Raw genomic sequence first — 16,058 nt, 5'->3', positions numbered from 1 at the left:
AAAAATGGCGACGCTGTAGCTGGACTCGGGGCGATCGCGGCCCATCACCTCAAATTGCACCCGCTAACCCTATGGACTCTGCTGCCGTTCTGTTTCACCTGGCCTTTCCAGTGACCAACATTGCCACAGCAAAAGACTTTTACGTCACCGGGTTGGGCTGCCAGCCAGGACGAGAAACGGCCAGCTCCCTCATTCTCAACCTCCGTGGTCACCAGCTGGTGGCCCACACCACCGCCGATCTGGCTCCACAAAAGGGAATTTATCCTCGCCACTTTGGCCTAGTCTTTTTGGCCGAGTCCGATTGGGAAGCCCTGCTGCACCAGGCTAAGGATAAGCAGCTCAACTTCTATCAGGGCGAAAAGCGTCGCTTTGCAGGCAGCACCCTAGAGCACCGCACCTTCTTTTTACAGGATCCATTTTTTAACCTGCTGGAGTTTAAATACTACTGCCACCCCAGCGCCATCTTTGGCGAGGTTGACCAAAAGCAGGTGGGGGATGCCGAATAATCCGATCCACTGCTGAACCACGATATAAGTTGTTCTCTCTACCCGGCTGTTGCCGTGATAGCTTGAGAATCGGCGCAATGTAAAGGCTATGCATAAAATTCCAGTCACCATCATTACCGGCTTTTTGGGGGCAGGCAAAACCACCCTAATCCGCCAACTGCTGCAAAACCCTGAGGGTCGGCGCATTGCCGTGCTGGTCAACGAGTTCGGCGAAGTCGGCATCGACGGCGACCTGCTGCGCAGCTGCCAGGTGTGTGACGAAGATGGGGAAGCGATCGCCCCCGAAACCAACATTCTCGAACTCACCAACGGCTGCCTCTGCTGCACCGTGCAGGAGGAGTTCTTGCCCACCATGCAGCAGCTGATGACCCGCCGCGACCAGATCGACTGCATTGTGATCGAAACCTCTGGCCTCGCCCTGCCCAAGCCCCTGGTGCAGGCCTTTCGCTGGCCCGAAATTCGCACCGCCGCCACCGTTGACAGCGTCATTACCCTAGTCGACTGCGAAGCCCTAGCTGCAGGCGACCTAGTGGGCGACCTACCCGCCCTTGAGGCTCAGCGCCAGGCCGACGACAGCCTCGACCACGAAACGCCTTTAGAAGAATTGTTTGAAGACCAGCTCAACTGCGCTGACCTAGTGCTGTTGACCAAGGTAGATAAGGTGAGTGAGAGCGACCGCACCCGCATTGAAACCTGGCTCACCCAGCAGCTACCCCACTCCGTTAAAGTACTGGGTCTAGCCGGAGGCGAGGGCAGCAGCCCCGTCAGCCCCAACCTGCTGCTGGGCTTTAACTCCGCCGTCGAAGACAACCTCGACAGCCGCCCCAGCCACCACGACCACGAACATGATCACGACCACGACGACGACATCATCGCCATCCCCATCGTGCTCGATCAAAGTTTTGACCCCAAGGCTTTAGTCAAGCGGTTAGAAACCCTCGCCGCCACCCATGAGATCTACCGCATCAAGGGCTTCGTTGACGTTCCTAACAAAGCCATGCGTCTGGTAGTCCACGGCGTTGGTCAGCGGTTTGACTCCTTCTTTGACCGGGCCTGGCAACCCAGTGAGCCTCGCCAAACCCGGCTGGTCGTGATTGGTAAGGATCTGGACGAAGAGGTGATTCGGGCTGCGATCGCCGCCTAACCCCTTACCCATACAGCTCTGCCACATACTCCCTATAGCCGTTGTAGATCACCGTGGGCTGCTGCTCCCAGGTAAACATTGCCGTCGATTCTCCAATCAACCGCTCTTTAGCCTGCGACCAGCGTGGGTGAGGCACATCGGGCTCCACATTAGCCTCAAACTTATACTCATCGGGGGCTAGCGTATTCCAGTAGGTGGCGGGCTGCTCGGCCACAAACTCAATTTTGACAATCGATTTGGCCCCCTTAAAGCCATACTTCCAGGGCACCACCATGCGAATTGGAGCGCCGTGTTGCTTAGGCAGGGTGCGCCCATAGACACCGACCGCAAAGAAGGCCAAATCGTTAGCCATTTCCTCCACGGTCAGCCCTTCGGTGTAGGGCCAAGGCAGGTTGCGGGCAAAGCCCAGGCTGGGGCCAGGGCACACCGCCGAATCATAGTAGGAAGTAAACCGCACGTACCTAGCCGCTGAGGTTGGCTCCACGGCCGCCATCAGCGATCGCATGGGGAAACCAATCCAGGGCACAACCATAGCCCAGGCCTCTACACAGCGAAATCGGTAGATGCGCTCTTCTAAAGCAAAGCGCTGGGTTAAGTCATCCAGGCTAAAGGTTTGAGGATTTTTGACCAATCCTGTTACCTCTACGCTCCACGGGTCAGTTGGCAGAGCCTGGGCACTCGCCCAAATATCTTTGCTGCCGCCAAACTCGTAGAAATTGTTGTAGCGGCTGGCATACACCTGTGGCGTCGGCTCTCGTCCAGCATCGGCAAAGGCACCGTTGAGCCTCGCCCCATTTAGGGGTTCTCCTAGGGTATTAGCTAGGTCTGCATCCATGGTGGGCGATCGCTGACAGGCCCCTGCTGAAGCAGCTGCAAACCCGACTCCGGCGCCAATCAGCGACTTCATAAACCGTCGTCGCTGCCAAAACACCCCCTCAGCAGTCACTCGCGACTCTGGTAGCTGCCAGCCGGGGCGAGACCGAAAGAAAACCATAGCGATGAGCCCTAGGATTACAAACTGGCGATCGCCAGCCTAAAGCCTATTTTGACATCGCCTTTCCGGACCTAGATGAATTTGGAGTGAGAAAGGCATCGCTGCACCGAACCTAAACTAAGCATTGACTCCGAACTTATGTAACGCTTCGAGACCCACCCCAGGGAAAACACGGGTCTTTGTTTTAATTATCCAGGCATAAGTTCAAGACTCAAATTTTAACCAACGACTAGACTTGCCTAGCCACCTCCGTAAGATCTGGCAGACTTTGCCAAAAGTTCACAGAGCCGTAGAAATTATGTAAACGAGGCTGAAACCATTGGGGAGCAAGGCTTGGCGACCAACAAAATTTGAGGGTAGCACCCCAAATCGGCCCATTAAAGCCTTGGCAAGAAGTACTCAAGCAGGAAGACTTTAGAACAGAATCGCCAGCTCTTATACTGATGAGGCGAGTCCATAGGTATCCGTAGTTACGCCATTGTGGTCGCCTCCGTCGGCCCTTAGGCTTATATCACGAGCACACGATCCTGTGATGCACTGCCTTGTCGTTAACAGAGAGCAGCTGGTCGAGAGTAGCAAGGTTTTCTTTGCCGCCTTCCCAACTACCTTTGCTACCGTTTAGGGCCTTACCGTCAGGCAGCATAGTTCTCGGTTTACCCAACTGGATTCACCACTTCCTGAGATCGCCATGGTCGCCACTTCCCGATTTCAAGCTAAAGGCAGCACCCTAGAACTGCTGCGGCTCTATCAAAGCAATCCCGATCTCAATTTGCGCAATCAACTGGTGCAGCTCAACATTGGGTTAGTCCGCCGTGAGGCCTACCGTTGGCTGCAACAATCTAACGAAACCTTTGACGACCTCATGCAGGTGGGTAGCCTGGGGCTGATTCGCGCCATCGAACGCTTCGACATGGGCAAGGGCTATGCCTTTAGTTCCTTTGCAATTCCCTACATTCGTGGCGAAATTCAGCACTACCTGCGCGACAAAAGCACCTCTATGCGCATCCCACGGCGGTGGCAGGCACTGCAAAGCCAGTCGGCCCGTGTTATTCGCCAACTGCAAGCCGATCTGGGTCGTCTGCCCAACGATGCCGAAATTTCTGCAGCCCTCGATATCTCGATAGCCGAGTGGCAAGATGTCAAGCTGGCCACTCGCAATCGATCGCTGCTGAGCCTCGACGCCCCAGTACAAGATGAAGAATCAGGCTGTCTAGGCGACCTGTTGCCCGACCTCAAATACAGAAGTTTTCAGCTGGCTCAAGAAGATCAACTTCGCCTTCAGCAGGCTCTGCACCAGCTTGAGAACCGCACCCGCGAAGTGCTGGAATTTGTCTTTCTCTACGACCTTACCCAAAAAGAAACCGCCGAGCGCATGGGGATTAGCGCCGTTACCGTATCGCGCCGGGTGAAGCAAGGGCTCAAGCATTTACAGGTGCTTATGGTGTCTAACGAAGATGAAACCGCCTAAAACGCTCTGCATCCTCGGAATTGAGCTATCGTTTAGGAACATCGGCTCAGGAAGCAAGGAGGCTCAGCCATGGGGGCGATCGCGTTTTTAGTCTTGTTTATTCTTGGCGCTGTGCTGGCTACTGTGGGCAGCCTTGTTGGCGTTGTAGACGCGTTTAAGGTCAGCCCCGTGTGGGGTTTGCTGTCACTGTTTATCCCCTTTGCGCTGCTAGTCTTTTGGGCTAAGTTTCGAGGCCGCAAGTGGGCCCGCAACAGCCTCATGATATTTCTAGGTGGTCTGCTGGCCATGCTGGCGTCAATTCCCTTCTTGGGTAGTTTTATTGCCCAGCGAACCCAGCAGGCTGGTACCCCTGCCGAAGAGAGCATTCCCGCTGAAGAAGTTCCGGTGGAGTCGGTGCCCGTACCTGAGGAGCCGGTAGCTACCCAAGAAGCCTTTGCCGAGCCGCTGGTGCCCGTTGCACCTCAGCTCTCGCCCATTGCTCGGGCTGATTTGATTCAGTCTACCGACCCCAACGAGCGCCTTCAGCAAATTAACAACAGCCGTACCGACCCCTTCGCCATAGTGCCCATACCACCGCCGCCGCCTCGGGTAATTGCCCCACCACCGCCAGTAGGAGGCGCGACCCGTGGCACAGCTACGGCTGGTGCTACTGCGGGTGGTGGGACTGGTGCTACTGCGGCTGGTGGCAGGGCAGGTACTGGTGCTGGTGGCGGCGCTGGGTCCGCTGTGGCTAGAGCTGGTGGCGCTGGTGGCGCAGCTGGTACGACGTCAGGCGGGTCAGGAGCCGCTGCAGGCAACGCTGGTGCTAGACGTTCTGCAACCCCTGCGGCCTTAGCACCTCTGCCTCAACTTCCAAAGCCCGCCCTCGCGGAAGCCGTGCTGGTGACCGGCGTGATGACCATCGGCAACGAAAACTTTGCTGTGGTACAAACCTCGGCTGGTAGTCAGTATGTCAAGGCAGGTCAGCGAGTTTCTAACGGTCAGGTGCTGGTCAAGCGCATTGACATGCGCGGTAGCGATCCAGTGGTGGTGCTAGAAGAAAACGGCATTGAAGTATCGCGCCCAGTTGGTGCTCCGACTGCTACAGCCGAAGAACCTGCGGCTTAGCTGTTTGATTAAATCCCAAGCAATAGCAAAGCCCGGAGGGTCGCCTCTGGGCTTTGCTATTGTTCAGAGGCCTGCACCCCGGAGCAAGTCGTGTCAGAATGTGAATTGCTCGATGTGGTGTGGATTTTTATATGCCGCTTGAAACGGTGATTTGGCAGGGATTGTGGGGCGCGATCGCGATCCTAATAGCAGAGGCGGTGCGCGATATTTATCATATGGTCAGCCACTACTGGCCGCCCCTCATGCGCCTCCACAACTGGCATCATCGGGCCTATAAAAAAGACTTTAGCCCCGTTAGCCCCGACCTTTACCGCCAGGCTCAGCTCTATAACGACACTCCCGAAGCCATTGTTATGACTGGGGCACTGGCGGGTCTAGCGATCTCTACGGGCATCGCTGGGCTGTGGCTAGGGTCATTGTATGGGCTGGGATTTTTGCTGGCGGCGATCGCGCGATCCCAGGGCTGGCTACTCACCACCGACCTCACCCACGAACCCGGCGAACTCACCACGATTCCTGGCAACTGGCGAGTCAACCGCACTTATCACTGGCGGCATCACTTCGACGACACCAATGCCTACTTCGCCGGCTACTTTACCGGTCTAGACAAGCTGATGGGCACTGCTGTTTCTCTCAAAGGCAAAACCGTGGCGGTAACCGGCGCGTCGGGCACTATGGGCCGTGCTTTGCTCAACGAACTCGTTCGTCAGAAAGCCCGGCCCATTGCCCTAACGACCTCTGCCAACGCCACCTTTGAGGAGGGCATTCCCTGCTGGCAGTGGCAGCCTGGGGCTGAAGCCGACCTGCGCGAGGCGCTCAAGAAGGTAGACATTCTGATTCTGAACCACGGGCTAAATGTGCACGGCGATCGCACCCCAGAGGCCATTCAAACCTCCCTGGAGGCTAACGCCCTCTCTGGCTGGCGACTGATGGAAGTCTTCTTCAGCACGGTGGAAACGTCACCCCAACGGGCTACTAAGGAAGTCTGGGTCAACACCTCCGAAGCCGAGGTCAACCCAGCCTTTAGCCCACTGTACGAAACGTCTAAACGACTGATGGGCGACCTGGTTAGTCTGCGACGGCTCGATGCCCCCTGCGTAGTGCGCAAGGTGATTCTGGGGCCGTTCAAGAGCAACCTCAACCCAACTGGGGTGATGTCTGCTGATTGGGTAGCTTGGGCGGTAGTGGCCTTAGCCAAGCGCAACGTGCGCAACATCATCGTCACTATCAACCCGATAACCTACCTGTTGTTTCCCATAAAGGAATTGAGTCAGGGACTCTACTTCAGGCTCTTTACTCGCCACGGGGGAAGCTGACAGCTACAGAAGCGCCAGTTCTGCATGGGTTCTAATCGGCTGACATAATCTGCCACGGCTGCTGTCTCCACCCTAGCTGTCGCTTGGCAAAAGTGGTATCTATCCGAGGCATGTGAGCCTCGACTAGCGCTACAGTTTCTTGTACCAAGGATTCCAGGTTAAGCGCTGCGATAGGTTCCTCTTGGTAAAACAAACCCTTTAGACGAACTGCAAGATTCTGAGGGGCGATCTCCATTTGCTCGATCAAGGTGCCCATGCGCTTGAATTGAAACGTTGAGAAGTACAGACGATTTAAGCCCGACAGCACGCCGAGAATATTTTGGGCAGACTCAACCAGAATTTGGTAATACCAGAGGGTGGCATCGCGCCGAGCAAGCTTGGGCTGCATGCCCCAAAGGGCGAAAAACCTGAGATGGTGCTCTACCATAGCCTGGGCGAGTTGGTCAGGATACTTAGCGATGTTGTCTTTCCACTGCTGAATGAGGGCTTCCCCGTAGAGCGGCATGCCAATTAGGGTGCCGTGCAGCATTTTCATGATGCCGGGTTGAATCTCAAACTTCTCCAGAACGGTGGCCATTTCTGCTTCCCACTGGACGATCGCAGTATGGGCAAACTGGCATTCAACCCCATGTACCCGAAAGGTTTCACCAAACGCACCCGACTGGCGATCGCCCAAAAATTCAATTAATTCTGCACCTTGATTGTGCTGCCGTGCCAGAGCCAACTCACCATCGGTAGGCAGCTCATCGTAGTACAGCATCACATCGCAATCTGAATACTCATCACACCGTCCCTCTGCCACTGAACCTGTGACCATAACGGCTTTGGTCTTTGGGTTAGCGATGTACGGTTTAACGTTGCGACGGACTAATTCCAGCAGGTATTGCGTTCTATTGGCCATGGCTGCTATGGCTGGAATGGGGGGTATCAGCTATTGATCTATTGTGCCGCGATGACTTTTTCTTGGTTTTGAGGAAGCCCTGGTTAGCTGCGGTTAAAGAACTCGACCTGGGGCAGGCGGGGGTCATTGACCATGCCCAAACCTTGAAAATCCCAGCGGTTGAGCAAGGGTTTGAGGCTGGAGGCGGTGATGGTCTCGATCGCAAATTTGTCGCTCAGCTCGGGGGCATGGGCGTTGAGATAGCTGAGGGCATCGTAGTCGGCGGTAAACACTAGCAGAAACCCCGTAGGAAGCGGCTGATCGGGGCTACCACCACCGTGGGGACGGGCCACTAGGTAGCTGCCGTCGGCGCGCGATCGCAGCAAATAGTAGAGCTGAGACACCATATTTTCTTGCCGCCTAGTTAATATCCGACAGGCGAATACGAGGGTCGACAAAGCTCAGCGCCAAATCGGCCAGCAGATTGCCCACAATCAGCAACACCGCCCCCATAATCAGACTCGCCATTACCAGATACAAATCCTGGGCCTGCACCGCTTCGAGGGTCAGTTTCCCCAGACCAGGCCAGTTGAAATAGGTTTCAGTGATGAATGCGCCCCCCAGCAAACCCGCAAACTCAAAGCCTAGGAGCGTAATCAGTGGATTGACCGCATTGCGTAGGGCGTGGACGTAGACCACCCGATTTTCCGACAGCCCTTTAGCCCGGGCGGTTTGAATGTAGTTTTGGCGCAGCACGTCGAGCAGCTGACCACGAGTAACTCGCTGAAGTCCAGCAAAGCTGGTGATGCTAAGGGCCAGAGTCGGCAAGATCAGGTGCCAGCCCACATCGACGATCTTGCCAAACCAGTTGAGGTCGTCATAGATGATGCTGGTGCGCCCGCCAATGGGGAACAGCGGTGCCACACTCTGGGCAAAAAACAGCAGCAGCAGGCCGGTCACAATACTGGGCATGCCCTGCCCCAGATAACTCAGCACCCGCAACACGCGATCAGCAGGACGGTTTTGGTTGACCGCGCTGACGATGCCCATGGGAATGGCGATTAGCCAGGTAACCAGAAAAGCCGCGAAGGCGAGCAACAGAGTATTGGGTACCCGCTCCCACAGCAGGTCGACCACCGGGCGCTGGTAGGCAAAGCTGAGGCCAAAGTTGCCGTGGAAGATCACCTGGTAGAGCCAGTTGAGGTACTGCCGCCAAGCTGGCTGATCGAGGCCAAACTGGGCCTCTAGCTGTGCCAAGGTCTCGGGCGAAAACTGCGGGCTCTGGCGATACTGATCGAGAAAATTGCCCGGTGCTAGCTGAATTACAAAAAAGCTTAGGGCCGAGGCCAGCAGCAGCGTTAGGGCAGCCTGCAAGATGCGCTTCAGCACATAGAGGACGGTTTCACTGTTGGCAAAGACCACCAGACGTTCCCAGGGGCTGATTGAAGGGCGGCGAGGAGTAGAAGACTGGGCCATTCCCAAATGCACAGAGATTAAAGGGTTATCTGTGGTGATTCTAAACCAATCGCGCCCAGCCTTATCGATGCTGACGGTGCTAGGCGCGATCGCACCTAACAAAACCGATACTTACCCGACTACTTTGCAACGTTAGATTGCTGAATTGAACCCACTAGGGTGGCCATCATCTTTGATGTTTATATTCCCCCTCAAAAGGCAACGCTCAACACCATGCCTTTGACCGGCTCAGACCGAATTTTGCTACACCCCAAAATCATTTGGCAGTCCCGAAATTGAACTCCGATCAAAACTAATCTTTTCTCAGGACCTACCTATGACAGCCCTTGAAGCCCCCCCAACCAAAACTAACAGTCTGGTTTTAACGGCCCCGCTGTCGGGGCTGGTGGTTCCGATAGACACCGTGCCTGACCCAGTATTTGCGCAAAAGATGGTGGGCGATGGCGTGTCTATTGATCCAACCAGTCAGGTGCTGCTAGCCCCCTGCGATGGGGATATTTTGCAAATTCATAGCGCTAGTCATGCAGTCACGGTGAAGACCGCCGGGGGCATTGAGATTTTGATGCACATTGGGCTAGATACCGTAGCTCTAAAGGGTGAGGGGTTTACGGCCAGGGTAAAGGTGGGCGATCGCGTTAAATCCGGCGACATCCTAATTGAGTTCGACGCCGACTATATAGCGCTCCACGCCCGCAGCCTGCTGACCCAAATTGTGGTGACCAACAGCGATCGCGTGGCCGAGTTTAGACCCGCTAACGGTATGGTCAACGCCGCCCGCAATATGGTGCTGGAGCTGGTGCTAGTGGGGGAAACAACCGCTAGCAAGGCCGAGACCGGGGACACGATGACCTCCGAAGCCATTGTCATTCCCAACCCGGTGGGGCTGCATGCCCGACCGGCGGCGGTGCTGGCTCAGCTAGCGAAAAAGTATCAGTCGGCTATTCGCCTGCATCGGGGCAGCGACAGCGCCAACGTCCGCAGCGTGGTCGCAATTATGGGGTTGGAGATCGGTCGGGGTGAGACGGTGACGCTGGAGGCGACCGGGGCCGACGCAGCCACGGCGATCGCAGACCTGTCCACAGCCCTGCGGGATGGCCTGGGCGAAGAGGGTGCTGCACCCGTGACCACCGCTGCCGCCAGTGTTGCCCAAGCCGATATTTCCGCCCCGGCCCCGCGACCCAAGAGCGACGACCCCAATATTATTCTGGGCGTAGCCGCCTCGCCTGGGGTAGCGGTGGGCAACACCTACCGTCAGCAGCGACAGGCCCTGCGCATTGACGAAACCGCAGACAGCCCTAAGGATGAGCACCGCAAGCTTGCCAGAGCGATCGACCAAGCGGCGCTCGAAATTGAGAGCCTGCGCGCCAAGGTGCATGGCCAGGGCGACCCCAGCAAAGCCGCCATCTTCGCCGCCCACCAAGAACTGCTGGAAGACCCAGAACTGATTGACAGCACCACCAGCGCTATCGACCAGGGCAAGAGCGCCGCTTTTGCCTGGCAGCAGACCTACACGACCCAGGCTGATACCCTAGCCCGGCTCAAGAGCGAGCTGCTAGCCCAGCGGGCCAACGATTTGCGCGATGTGGGCGATCGCGTGCTGCGCATTCTCACAGGCGTCAAGGCAGAGGCTTTGGTGTTGCCCGCCAACAGCATTTTGCTGGCCGAAGACCTCACCCCCTCGGATATGGCCAACCTTGACCCAGCCCGAGTGGTGGGCTTTGCCACGGTGGCGGGCGGGGCTACTTCTCACGTAGCGATTTTGGCCAGGTCGATGGGCATACCGGCGATCGCCGGTATCGAACCCCGCATTCTAGACTTAGCTGACGGCACTCCAGTAATTCTCGACGGCACCAAGGGCCGGGTGAGGCTCAACGCCTCTGTAGACGAACTGGAGCAAACCCAAAATCGCATTGCCCGCCAAAAGGCCAAGCAGGCGAAGGATCTGGAGCATGCCTTTGCGCCCGCCATCACCCAGGATGGGCAGCAGATTGAGGTGGTCGCCAACATTGGCAGCCAAAAAGACGCTGAGGCATCGCTCAATGTGGGCGGCGAAGGCGTCGGTCTTCTGAGAACAGAGTTTGTGTTTATGGAGGCCAGCTCGGCCCCCACAGAGGATGAGCAAGAGGCGATCTACGCCGGCATTTTGCGGGTGTTGGGCGATCGCCCCATGATCATTCGCACCCTGGATGTGGGCGGCGACAAACCTCTGCCCTACCTACCTATGGCCCACGAGGAAAATCCCTTCCTGGGCGAGCGGGGCATTCGCCTGGGCTTCGATCGCCCCGAGCTGATGCGTACCCAGTTTCGCGCCATCCTCAGAGCCTCTACCGCTGGCAAAGCGCGGGTGATGTTCCCCATGATTGCCCGCATGGAGGAGTTGGAGATGGCCAAAGCGGTGATGGAAGAGGAGCGTCAAAAGCTGGGCGTTCCGCCCATTGAGATTGGCATTATGGTCGAGGTGCCCGCCGCCGCTGTGTCAGCGGAGCGCTTTGCTCAGCACGTCGATTTCTTCTCCATCGGCACCAACGACCTCACCCAATACACCCTGGCCATGGATCGCGGTCACCCCAAGCTGGCTCCCTATGTCGATGCCCTCAACCCCAGCGTGCTGCGGATGATTGACCTGACGGTGCGGGGGGCTGACAAGCACGGCAAATGGGTAGGTATCTGCGGCGGCATGGCAGGCGACCCCCAAGCCGTTCCTATTCTGATGGGCCTGGGGGTGAAGGAACTGAGCGTCAGCGTGCCCGTGATTCCGGCGGTGAAGGCCCAGGTACGGGCTTTGAGCTATTCCCACTGTCAGGAGTTGGCGCAGCAGGCGTTAAATTTGGATTCTGCCGCCCAAGTGCGCGATCTGGTGCCCTTAGAAGAGGTGTAGAGTGCATTCGGCGGCCTGGGTCCTCTCAATGCCATTCCACATTGCCCCGCCGCACCATCTTCGAGAACTCGCACCGTAGGGTGGGCACCGCCCACCATGAGCTACGCAGTATTCAGATCAACTACTTGCAGGAAAGCGTGGCGCACGATTAATGACGAAAGCCAAGCCTGCCGCTGGGGCCATTTCGCTGGCCCCAGGCCCCCTTCTCGAAGGGCGTTCCGCCGCCCTTCACCTCGCGGAAAGGAGCGGCTGATCATCGGTTTAAACCTCTGTTCTGCCAACGGATCGGTGAGAAACATAAACCCTGTGTTGCCCCCTTCACCTCGACTCCATCACCCATCCACCCCCTACCCTCCCACCCCCTACCTCTACACCCCCCACCCCTATGAAAATCAAAGAAACCTGGAACCACGCCTTCGGGCTGCTGCAAAAAATGGGAAAGTCGCTCATGCTTCCCGTGTCGGTGCTGCCGGTGGCGGGCCTACTGCTGGGCCTAGGCAGCGCTCGCCTGATCGAGCTTCAGCAGATTGAGCAGGGCGTTCTCAGCGATCCGAAGTTTTGGTGGCTGCCGGAGTGGCTGGCCGCCATTATGAAAACGTCTGGAGACGCAATTTTTGCCAGTTTGCCGCTGATTTTTGCGATCGCCGTGGCGATCGGCTACACCGGCAACGACGGCGTCTCGGCGCTGGCCGCCACCGTCGGCTTCGTGGTGTTTCTCGCCACCCTGGGTACCGTCGCCCTCGGCATGGGCTTGGAGACCAAGACAGTGCTGGGCATTCCCACGCTAGATACGGGGGTGTTTGGCGGCTTGATTATGGGCTGCATCGCCGCCTACATGTTCAACAAATTCTTTCGCATCAGCCTGCCGCGCTACCTGGGCTTTTTTGCGGGCAAGCGGTTTGTGCCGATCATCACCGCCTTTGCTGCCATTTTGACGGGCTTGGTGATGAGCGTGATTTGGCCGCCCATTGGGGCTGGCATCAACAGCTTTGCCCAAGCGGCAGCGGAGGGCGGCAACGTGCCACTGACCGTTGCTCTCTACGGCTTTATCGAGCGCTTGCTAATTCCCTTTGGTCTGCACCACGTCTGGAACGTGCCGTTCTTCTTCGAGATTGGCTCATTCCAAGACCCGATTACTGGAGAGACCGTGCGGGGCGACATTGCGCGCTTCTTTGCAGGCGACCCAACGGCAGGAATTTTGGGTGGGGCCTACTGGTTCAAGATGTTTGGGCTGCCGGCAGCGGCGATCGCCATTTGGCACAGTGCCAAACCCAAGAACCGCAAGCAGGTCGGCGGTCTGATGATTTCTGCCGCTCTGACCTCCTTCTTAACCGGCATTACCGAGCCGATTGAGTTCTCATTCCTATTTGTCGCCCCCCAGCTATTCGCCATTCACGCCGTGCTGGCAGGGTTCGCCGACTGGCTATTTGTCACCCTGGGCGGGCGCATGGGCTTCACCTTCTCCCACGGGCTGATCGACTTTGTGTTATTCAACAGTTTGGGGACGCGGGTCTGGCTGATCCCAGCCCTGGCTCCGGTATTTGTCGCCCTGTATTACTTCATCTTCCGCTTTGCCATTCGCCAGTTCAACCTCATGACCCCAGGCCGCGAAGAGGATGTGGAGGTGGATGAATCCACCGCCGCCATCACTGGCGACAAAGCTGAAATGGCAAAGGCCTTGGTGCTGGCCTTTGGCGGTCGCAGCAATATCAAAAACTTGGATGCCTGCATTACCCGTTTGCGGATCAGCGTGGATGATATGGCGAAGGTCAACGTCCCCCGCCTAAAGGCCCTAGGAGCCTCTGGGGTTTTGCAAATGGGGCAAAATGCCCAGGCTATTTTTGGCCCTCAGTCTGACAACCTCAAGACCGACATGGCCGACTACCTCAAAACCGCTGGCCCTGAAGCCGACATTGTGGAAGTACCTGCCACAGGCTTTGTGAATGAAACCACTCCCGATCCGGTCAAAATTTCCTTTGACCCCCAAGCGGCCCAAAAAGCCGAGGCCACGATCGCAGCCTTAGGCGGTGCCAACAACATTCGCACCGTTGACTCCGTTGCCCTGACCCGCCTGCGGGTAGAAGTCACCGACCCCGCTGCCATTGACGAAACTGCGCTTCAGGCCGCTGGGGTGCAAGGCATCATGCGGCTACAGGATGACGTGCTGCACTTGGTAACTGGGCTCAACGCCGACCAGTACGCCGATGAAATCGCCCAGCGACTAGCGGCCAAGGTGTAGGTTCATCTGTTGGACCATTAGGGCGTAGGGGATTGCGATCGCTCCTACGCCCTACAAAATTCATAGCGAATGAGCGTTTCATCAACCGCAATAGCGCTAGGGCTATGTGACTGGCGCAGCACAAATCGCCACAAAAAACCCCAGCCGTCCAAAGCTGAGGTTATTAGGTTAAATGGCTGATTCAACGATTTGATTTAAGGTTTTGATTTAACGGTTTGATTTATGGAAATGCGTTAGTGGTGCTTTTGTTCTAGTCATGAACGTTATCTTTTGGGCTTAACCCGCCAGCATCAGTTAGTGAACTATGACATTGTCAACACTGCATAAAGTTTATGTTAGCTCAACATTGACCGCCGTTACACAGACTACGTTTAAGTAAATTGTGGAGCAGCGTTACCGTGCTCCGTTTAGCCTCCACCGAGCGCAAAGAAACCGGCCTGTCTCAACCTTTTTAGGGGCTATAGAGTAGTGGTCTGCCAGTTTTTTATCGGTAGATTGTTACAGCTTAGAGTGAGTAAAACTCCTAACCAATTTCGCGAGCGGCATTGTAAATCGCTTCGTTAGCCTGCACCGATTTCTGCAAATTTACCACCGGGCGCGGATAGTCAACACCGAGGATAACCCCAAAGCGCTTTTGCTCCACCGGTTGAAGTTTCCACGGCTCGTGCACCTTGGCCGCAGGGACGTTGGTTAGTTCTGGCAACCAGTGCTTCACGTAGAGGCCGTCGGGGTCATAGTCCTTCGCTTGCTTGGGAATGTTGAAATAGCGAAAGCCCCGCGCGTCGTTGCCAACTCCGGCTGTGTAATTCCAGTTGCCGTAGTTACTGCATGGGTCGTGATCGACCAGCAGCGACTCAAACCACTCGGCCCCCATACGCCAATCAATGCCTAGGTTTTTGGTGAGGAAGCTGGCCACATTCTGCCGCCCTCGGTTCGACATAAACCCAGAGTGGGCCAGCTCGCGCATGTTGGCATCCACCAGGGGAAAGCCGGTTTCACCGTTGCGCCAAGCGTCAAAGCGAGGCCAGTCCTGCTTCCAGTCGATCAACAGCCCCCGCAGACCAGAGGGGTAAAACACTTTATTGCCGTGCTTGGCACAGATCAAGCGAAAGTAGTCGCGCCACAGCAGCTCGAAAACCAGCCAGTAGGTGGAGTCGTTGCGAATGCGCTCCGCTTCATAATCTTGCACCGTCTCGTACACCCGCCGGGGCGAGAGACAGCCCATCGCCAGCCAGGCCGACAGCTTTGAGGAATAGTCGGCTCCCACCATGCCGTTGCGGGTCTGCTTATAAGTCTTGAGGCAGTCGGCATCCCACACGTAGTGGTTGAGGCGTGCCAGACCAGCCGTTTCGCCTCCCTCGAAGGTGAGCACGGCGCGGTTGTCATGGATTGGGGCCTCCATGCCAAGGTCCGCTAGGGTGGGCAGGGCGCCGGGATTAACTTGGGGCAGGGGTAACAGTTTCGGGGGCGTAGGTAGAGCCACATCCACCTTGCTGTGCTGCTCCACTTTTTTACGAAACTGAGTAAATACCTCTGGCAGGCGGTCAATGGCAAAGGGCAGGTTGTCGGGATGGTAGAGGGTGGCCCCCCAGTACACCTCTGTTTTGCAGCCCATGGCCGCCAGCTTGGTTTCCACCGCCTGCTCCACCCGCAGTTCTTCAGCAGTAACTTCCTCATGCCAGTAGACGGCCTCAACGCCGTGGGCCTTCACCAGCTCTGGAATCACGTCTTCGGGCTGGCCCACGCGCACAACGAGGTCGCTGCCCAGGGATTGAAGCGATCGCCGCAAATCGGCCACACTCTCTAGCAAAAACTGCGCCCGGTAGGCTCCTGTTTTAGGAAAACCAAAGGCGGTCTGGCCAAACTGACGCGGGTCAAAACAGTAGAGGGAAATGATCGGCTGTCCGGCCCGCAACGCCTCGTCGCGAGGCTGGTGGTCATGGAGGCGGAGGTCGTTGCGAAACCAGACAAGGGTGGGCATGGAAGAGTGGGAGTGATGGGGTGGGGAGTGATGGGGAAGGGAGGGTACAGTCGGCGGTTGAGGATTGAG

Annotated in this window: 12 protein-coding genes; 7 read left to right on the top strand and 5 right to left on the bottom strand. The window is 56.9% G+C overall.

The window, feature by feature from the left end:
* Positions 1 to 71 precede the first annotated feature (71 nt).
* Together H6F59_RS07605 and cobW are read left to right on the top strand one after the other, a co-directional pair.
* Positions 72 to 506: a VOC family protein gene (locus H6F59_RS07605; RefSeq protein ID WP_190697060.1), complete on the top strand. Its 435-nt coding sequence runs from the start codon at positions 72 to 74 to the stop codon at positions 504 to 506.
* A gap of 88 nt (positions 507 to 594) precedes the next feature.
* Positions 595 to 1,650: a cobalamin biosynthesis protein CobW gene (gene cobW, locus H6F59_RS07600; protein ID WP_190697058.1), complete on the top strand. Its 1,056-nt coding sequence runs from the start codon at positions 595 to 597 to the stop codon at positions 1,648 to 1,650.
* A 4-nt stretch (positions 1,651 to 1,654) separates the two neighbouring features.
* On the opposite strand, the gene msrP is transcribed toward cobW, so the two are convergent.
* Positions 1,655 to 2,644, bottom strand: a complete 990-nt coding sequence (gene msrP / locus H6F59_RS07595; protein ID WP_190697056.1) for a protein-methionine-sulfoxide reductase catalytic subunit MsrP — start codon at positions 2,642 to 2,644, stop codon at positions 1,655 to 1,657.
* A gap of 688 nt (positions 2,645 to 3,332) precedes the next feature.
* Here msrP and H6F59_RS07590 point away from each other — a divergent pair.
* From H6F59_RS07590 to H6F59_RS07580, 3 genes are all read left to right on the top strand, one after another.
* The gene (locus H6F59_RS07590) at positions 3,333 to 4,112 is read left to right on the top strand and encodes an RNA polymerase sigma factor SigF (protein WP_190518020.1); all 780 of its coding nucleotides are present in this window, start codon (positions 3,333 to 3,335) and stop codon (positions 4,110 to 4,112) included.
* Positions 4,113 to 4,181: 69 nt separating this feature from the next.
* On the top strand, positions 4,182 to 5,219 hold the full coding sequence (locus tag H6F59_RS07585; protein ID WP_190518021.1) for a hypothetical protein: 1,038 nt from the start codon (positions 4,182 to 4,184) through the stop codon (positions 5,217 to 5,219).
* A gap of 131 nt (positions 5,220 to 5,350) precedes the next feature.
* On the top strand, positions 5,351 to 6,535 hold the full coding sequence (locus H6F59_RS07580; protein ID WP_190697053.1) for a bifunctional sterol desaturase/short chain dehydrogenase: 1,185 nt from the start codon (positions 5,351 to 5,353) through the stop codon (positions 6,533 to 6,535).
* Positions 6,536 to 6,566: 31 nt separating this feature from the next.
* Here the strand turns inward: H6F59_RS07580 and H6F59_RS07575 are convergent, their stop codons facing one another.
* The 3 genes from H6F59_RS07575 to H6F59_RS07565 all read right to left on the bottom strand — a co-directional run bounded on the left by H6F59_RS07575 (position 6,567) and on the right by H6F59_RS07565 (position 8,891).
* Positions 6,567 to 7,436, bottom strand: coding sequence for a hypothetical protein (locus H6F59_RS07575; RefSeq protein WP_190697050.1), 870 nt, complete (start codon positions 7,434 to 7,436; stop codon positions 6,567 to 6,569).
* An 83-nt stretch (positions 7,437 to 7,519) separates the two neighbouring features.
* A complete protein-coding gene (locus tag H6F59_RS07570; RefSeq protein ID WP_190697047.1) occupies positions 7,520 to 7,822 on the bottom strand; it encodes a hypothetical protein in 303 nt (100 codons plus the stop codon).
* Positions 7,823 to 7,835: 13 nt separating this feature from the next.
* On the bottom strand, positions 7,836 to 8,891 hold the full coding sequence (locus tag H6F59_RS07565) for an ABC transporter permease (RefSeq protein WP_242021300.1): 1,056 nt from the start codon (positions 8,889 to 8,891) through the stop codon (positions 7,836 to 7,838).
* 316 nt (positions 8,892 to 9,207) lie between these two features.
* Here H6F59_RS07565 and ptsP point away from each other — a divergent pair, with 316 nt between their 5' ends.
* Together ptsP and ptsG are read left to right on the top strand one after the other, a co-directional pair.
* On the top strand, positions 9,208 to 11,769 hold the full coding sequence (gene ptsP, locus H6F59_RS07560; RefSeq protein ID WP_190697045.1) for a phosphoenolpyruvate--protein phosphotransferase: 2,562 nt from the start codon (positions 9,208 to 9,210) through the stop codon (positions 11,767 to 11,769).
* Between the two features lie 385 nt (positions 11,770 to 12,154).
* Positions 12,155 to 14,008 (top strand): glucose-specific PTS transporter subunit IIBC, encoded by a 1,854-nt coding sequence (gene ptsG, locus H6F59_RS07555; RefSeq protein ID WP_190697043.1) that lies wholly within the window; start codon positions 12,155 to 12,157, stop codon positions 14,006 to 14,008.
* Positions 14,009 to 14,531: 523 nt separating this feature from the next.
* Here ptsG and H6F59_RS07550 read toward each other — a convergent pair.
* Positions 14,532 to 15,989, bottom strand: coding sequence for a DASH family cryptochrome (locus H6F59_RS07550; protein WP_190697041.1), 1,458 nt, complete (start codon positions 15,987 to 15,989; stop codon positions 14,532 to 14,534).
* Between the last annotated feature and the right edge of the window lie 69 nt (positions 15,990 to 16,058).

Origin of the sequence: Nodosilinea sp. FACHB-141 (assembly GCF_014696135.1) — a bacterium.
Lineage (GTDB): Bacteria > Cyanobacteriota > Cyanobacteriia > Phormidesmidales > Phormidesmidaceae > Nodosilinea.
Note: the sequence above shows the minus strand (reverse complement) of the source record. Positions and strands in the feature narration are given on the sequence as shown.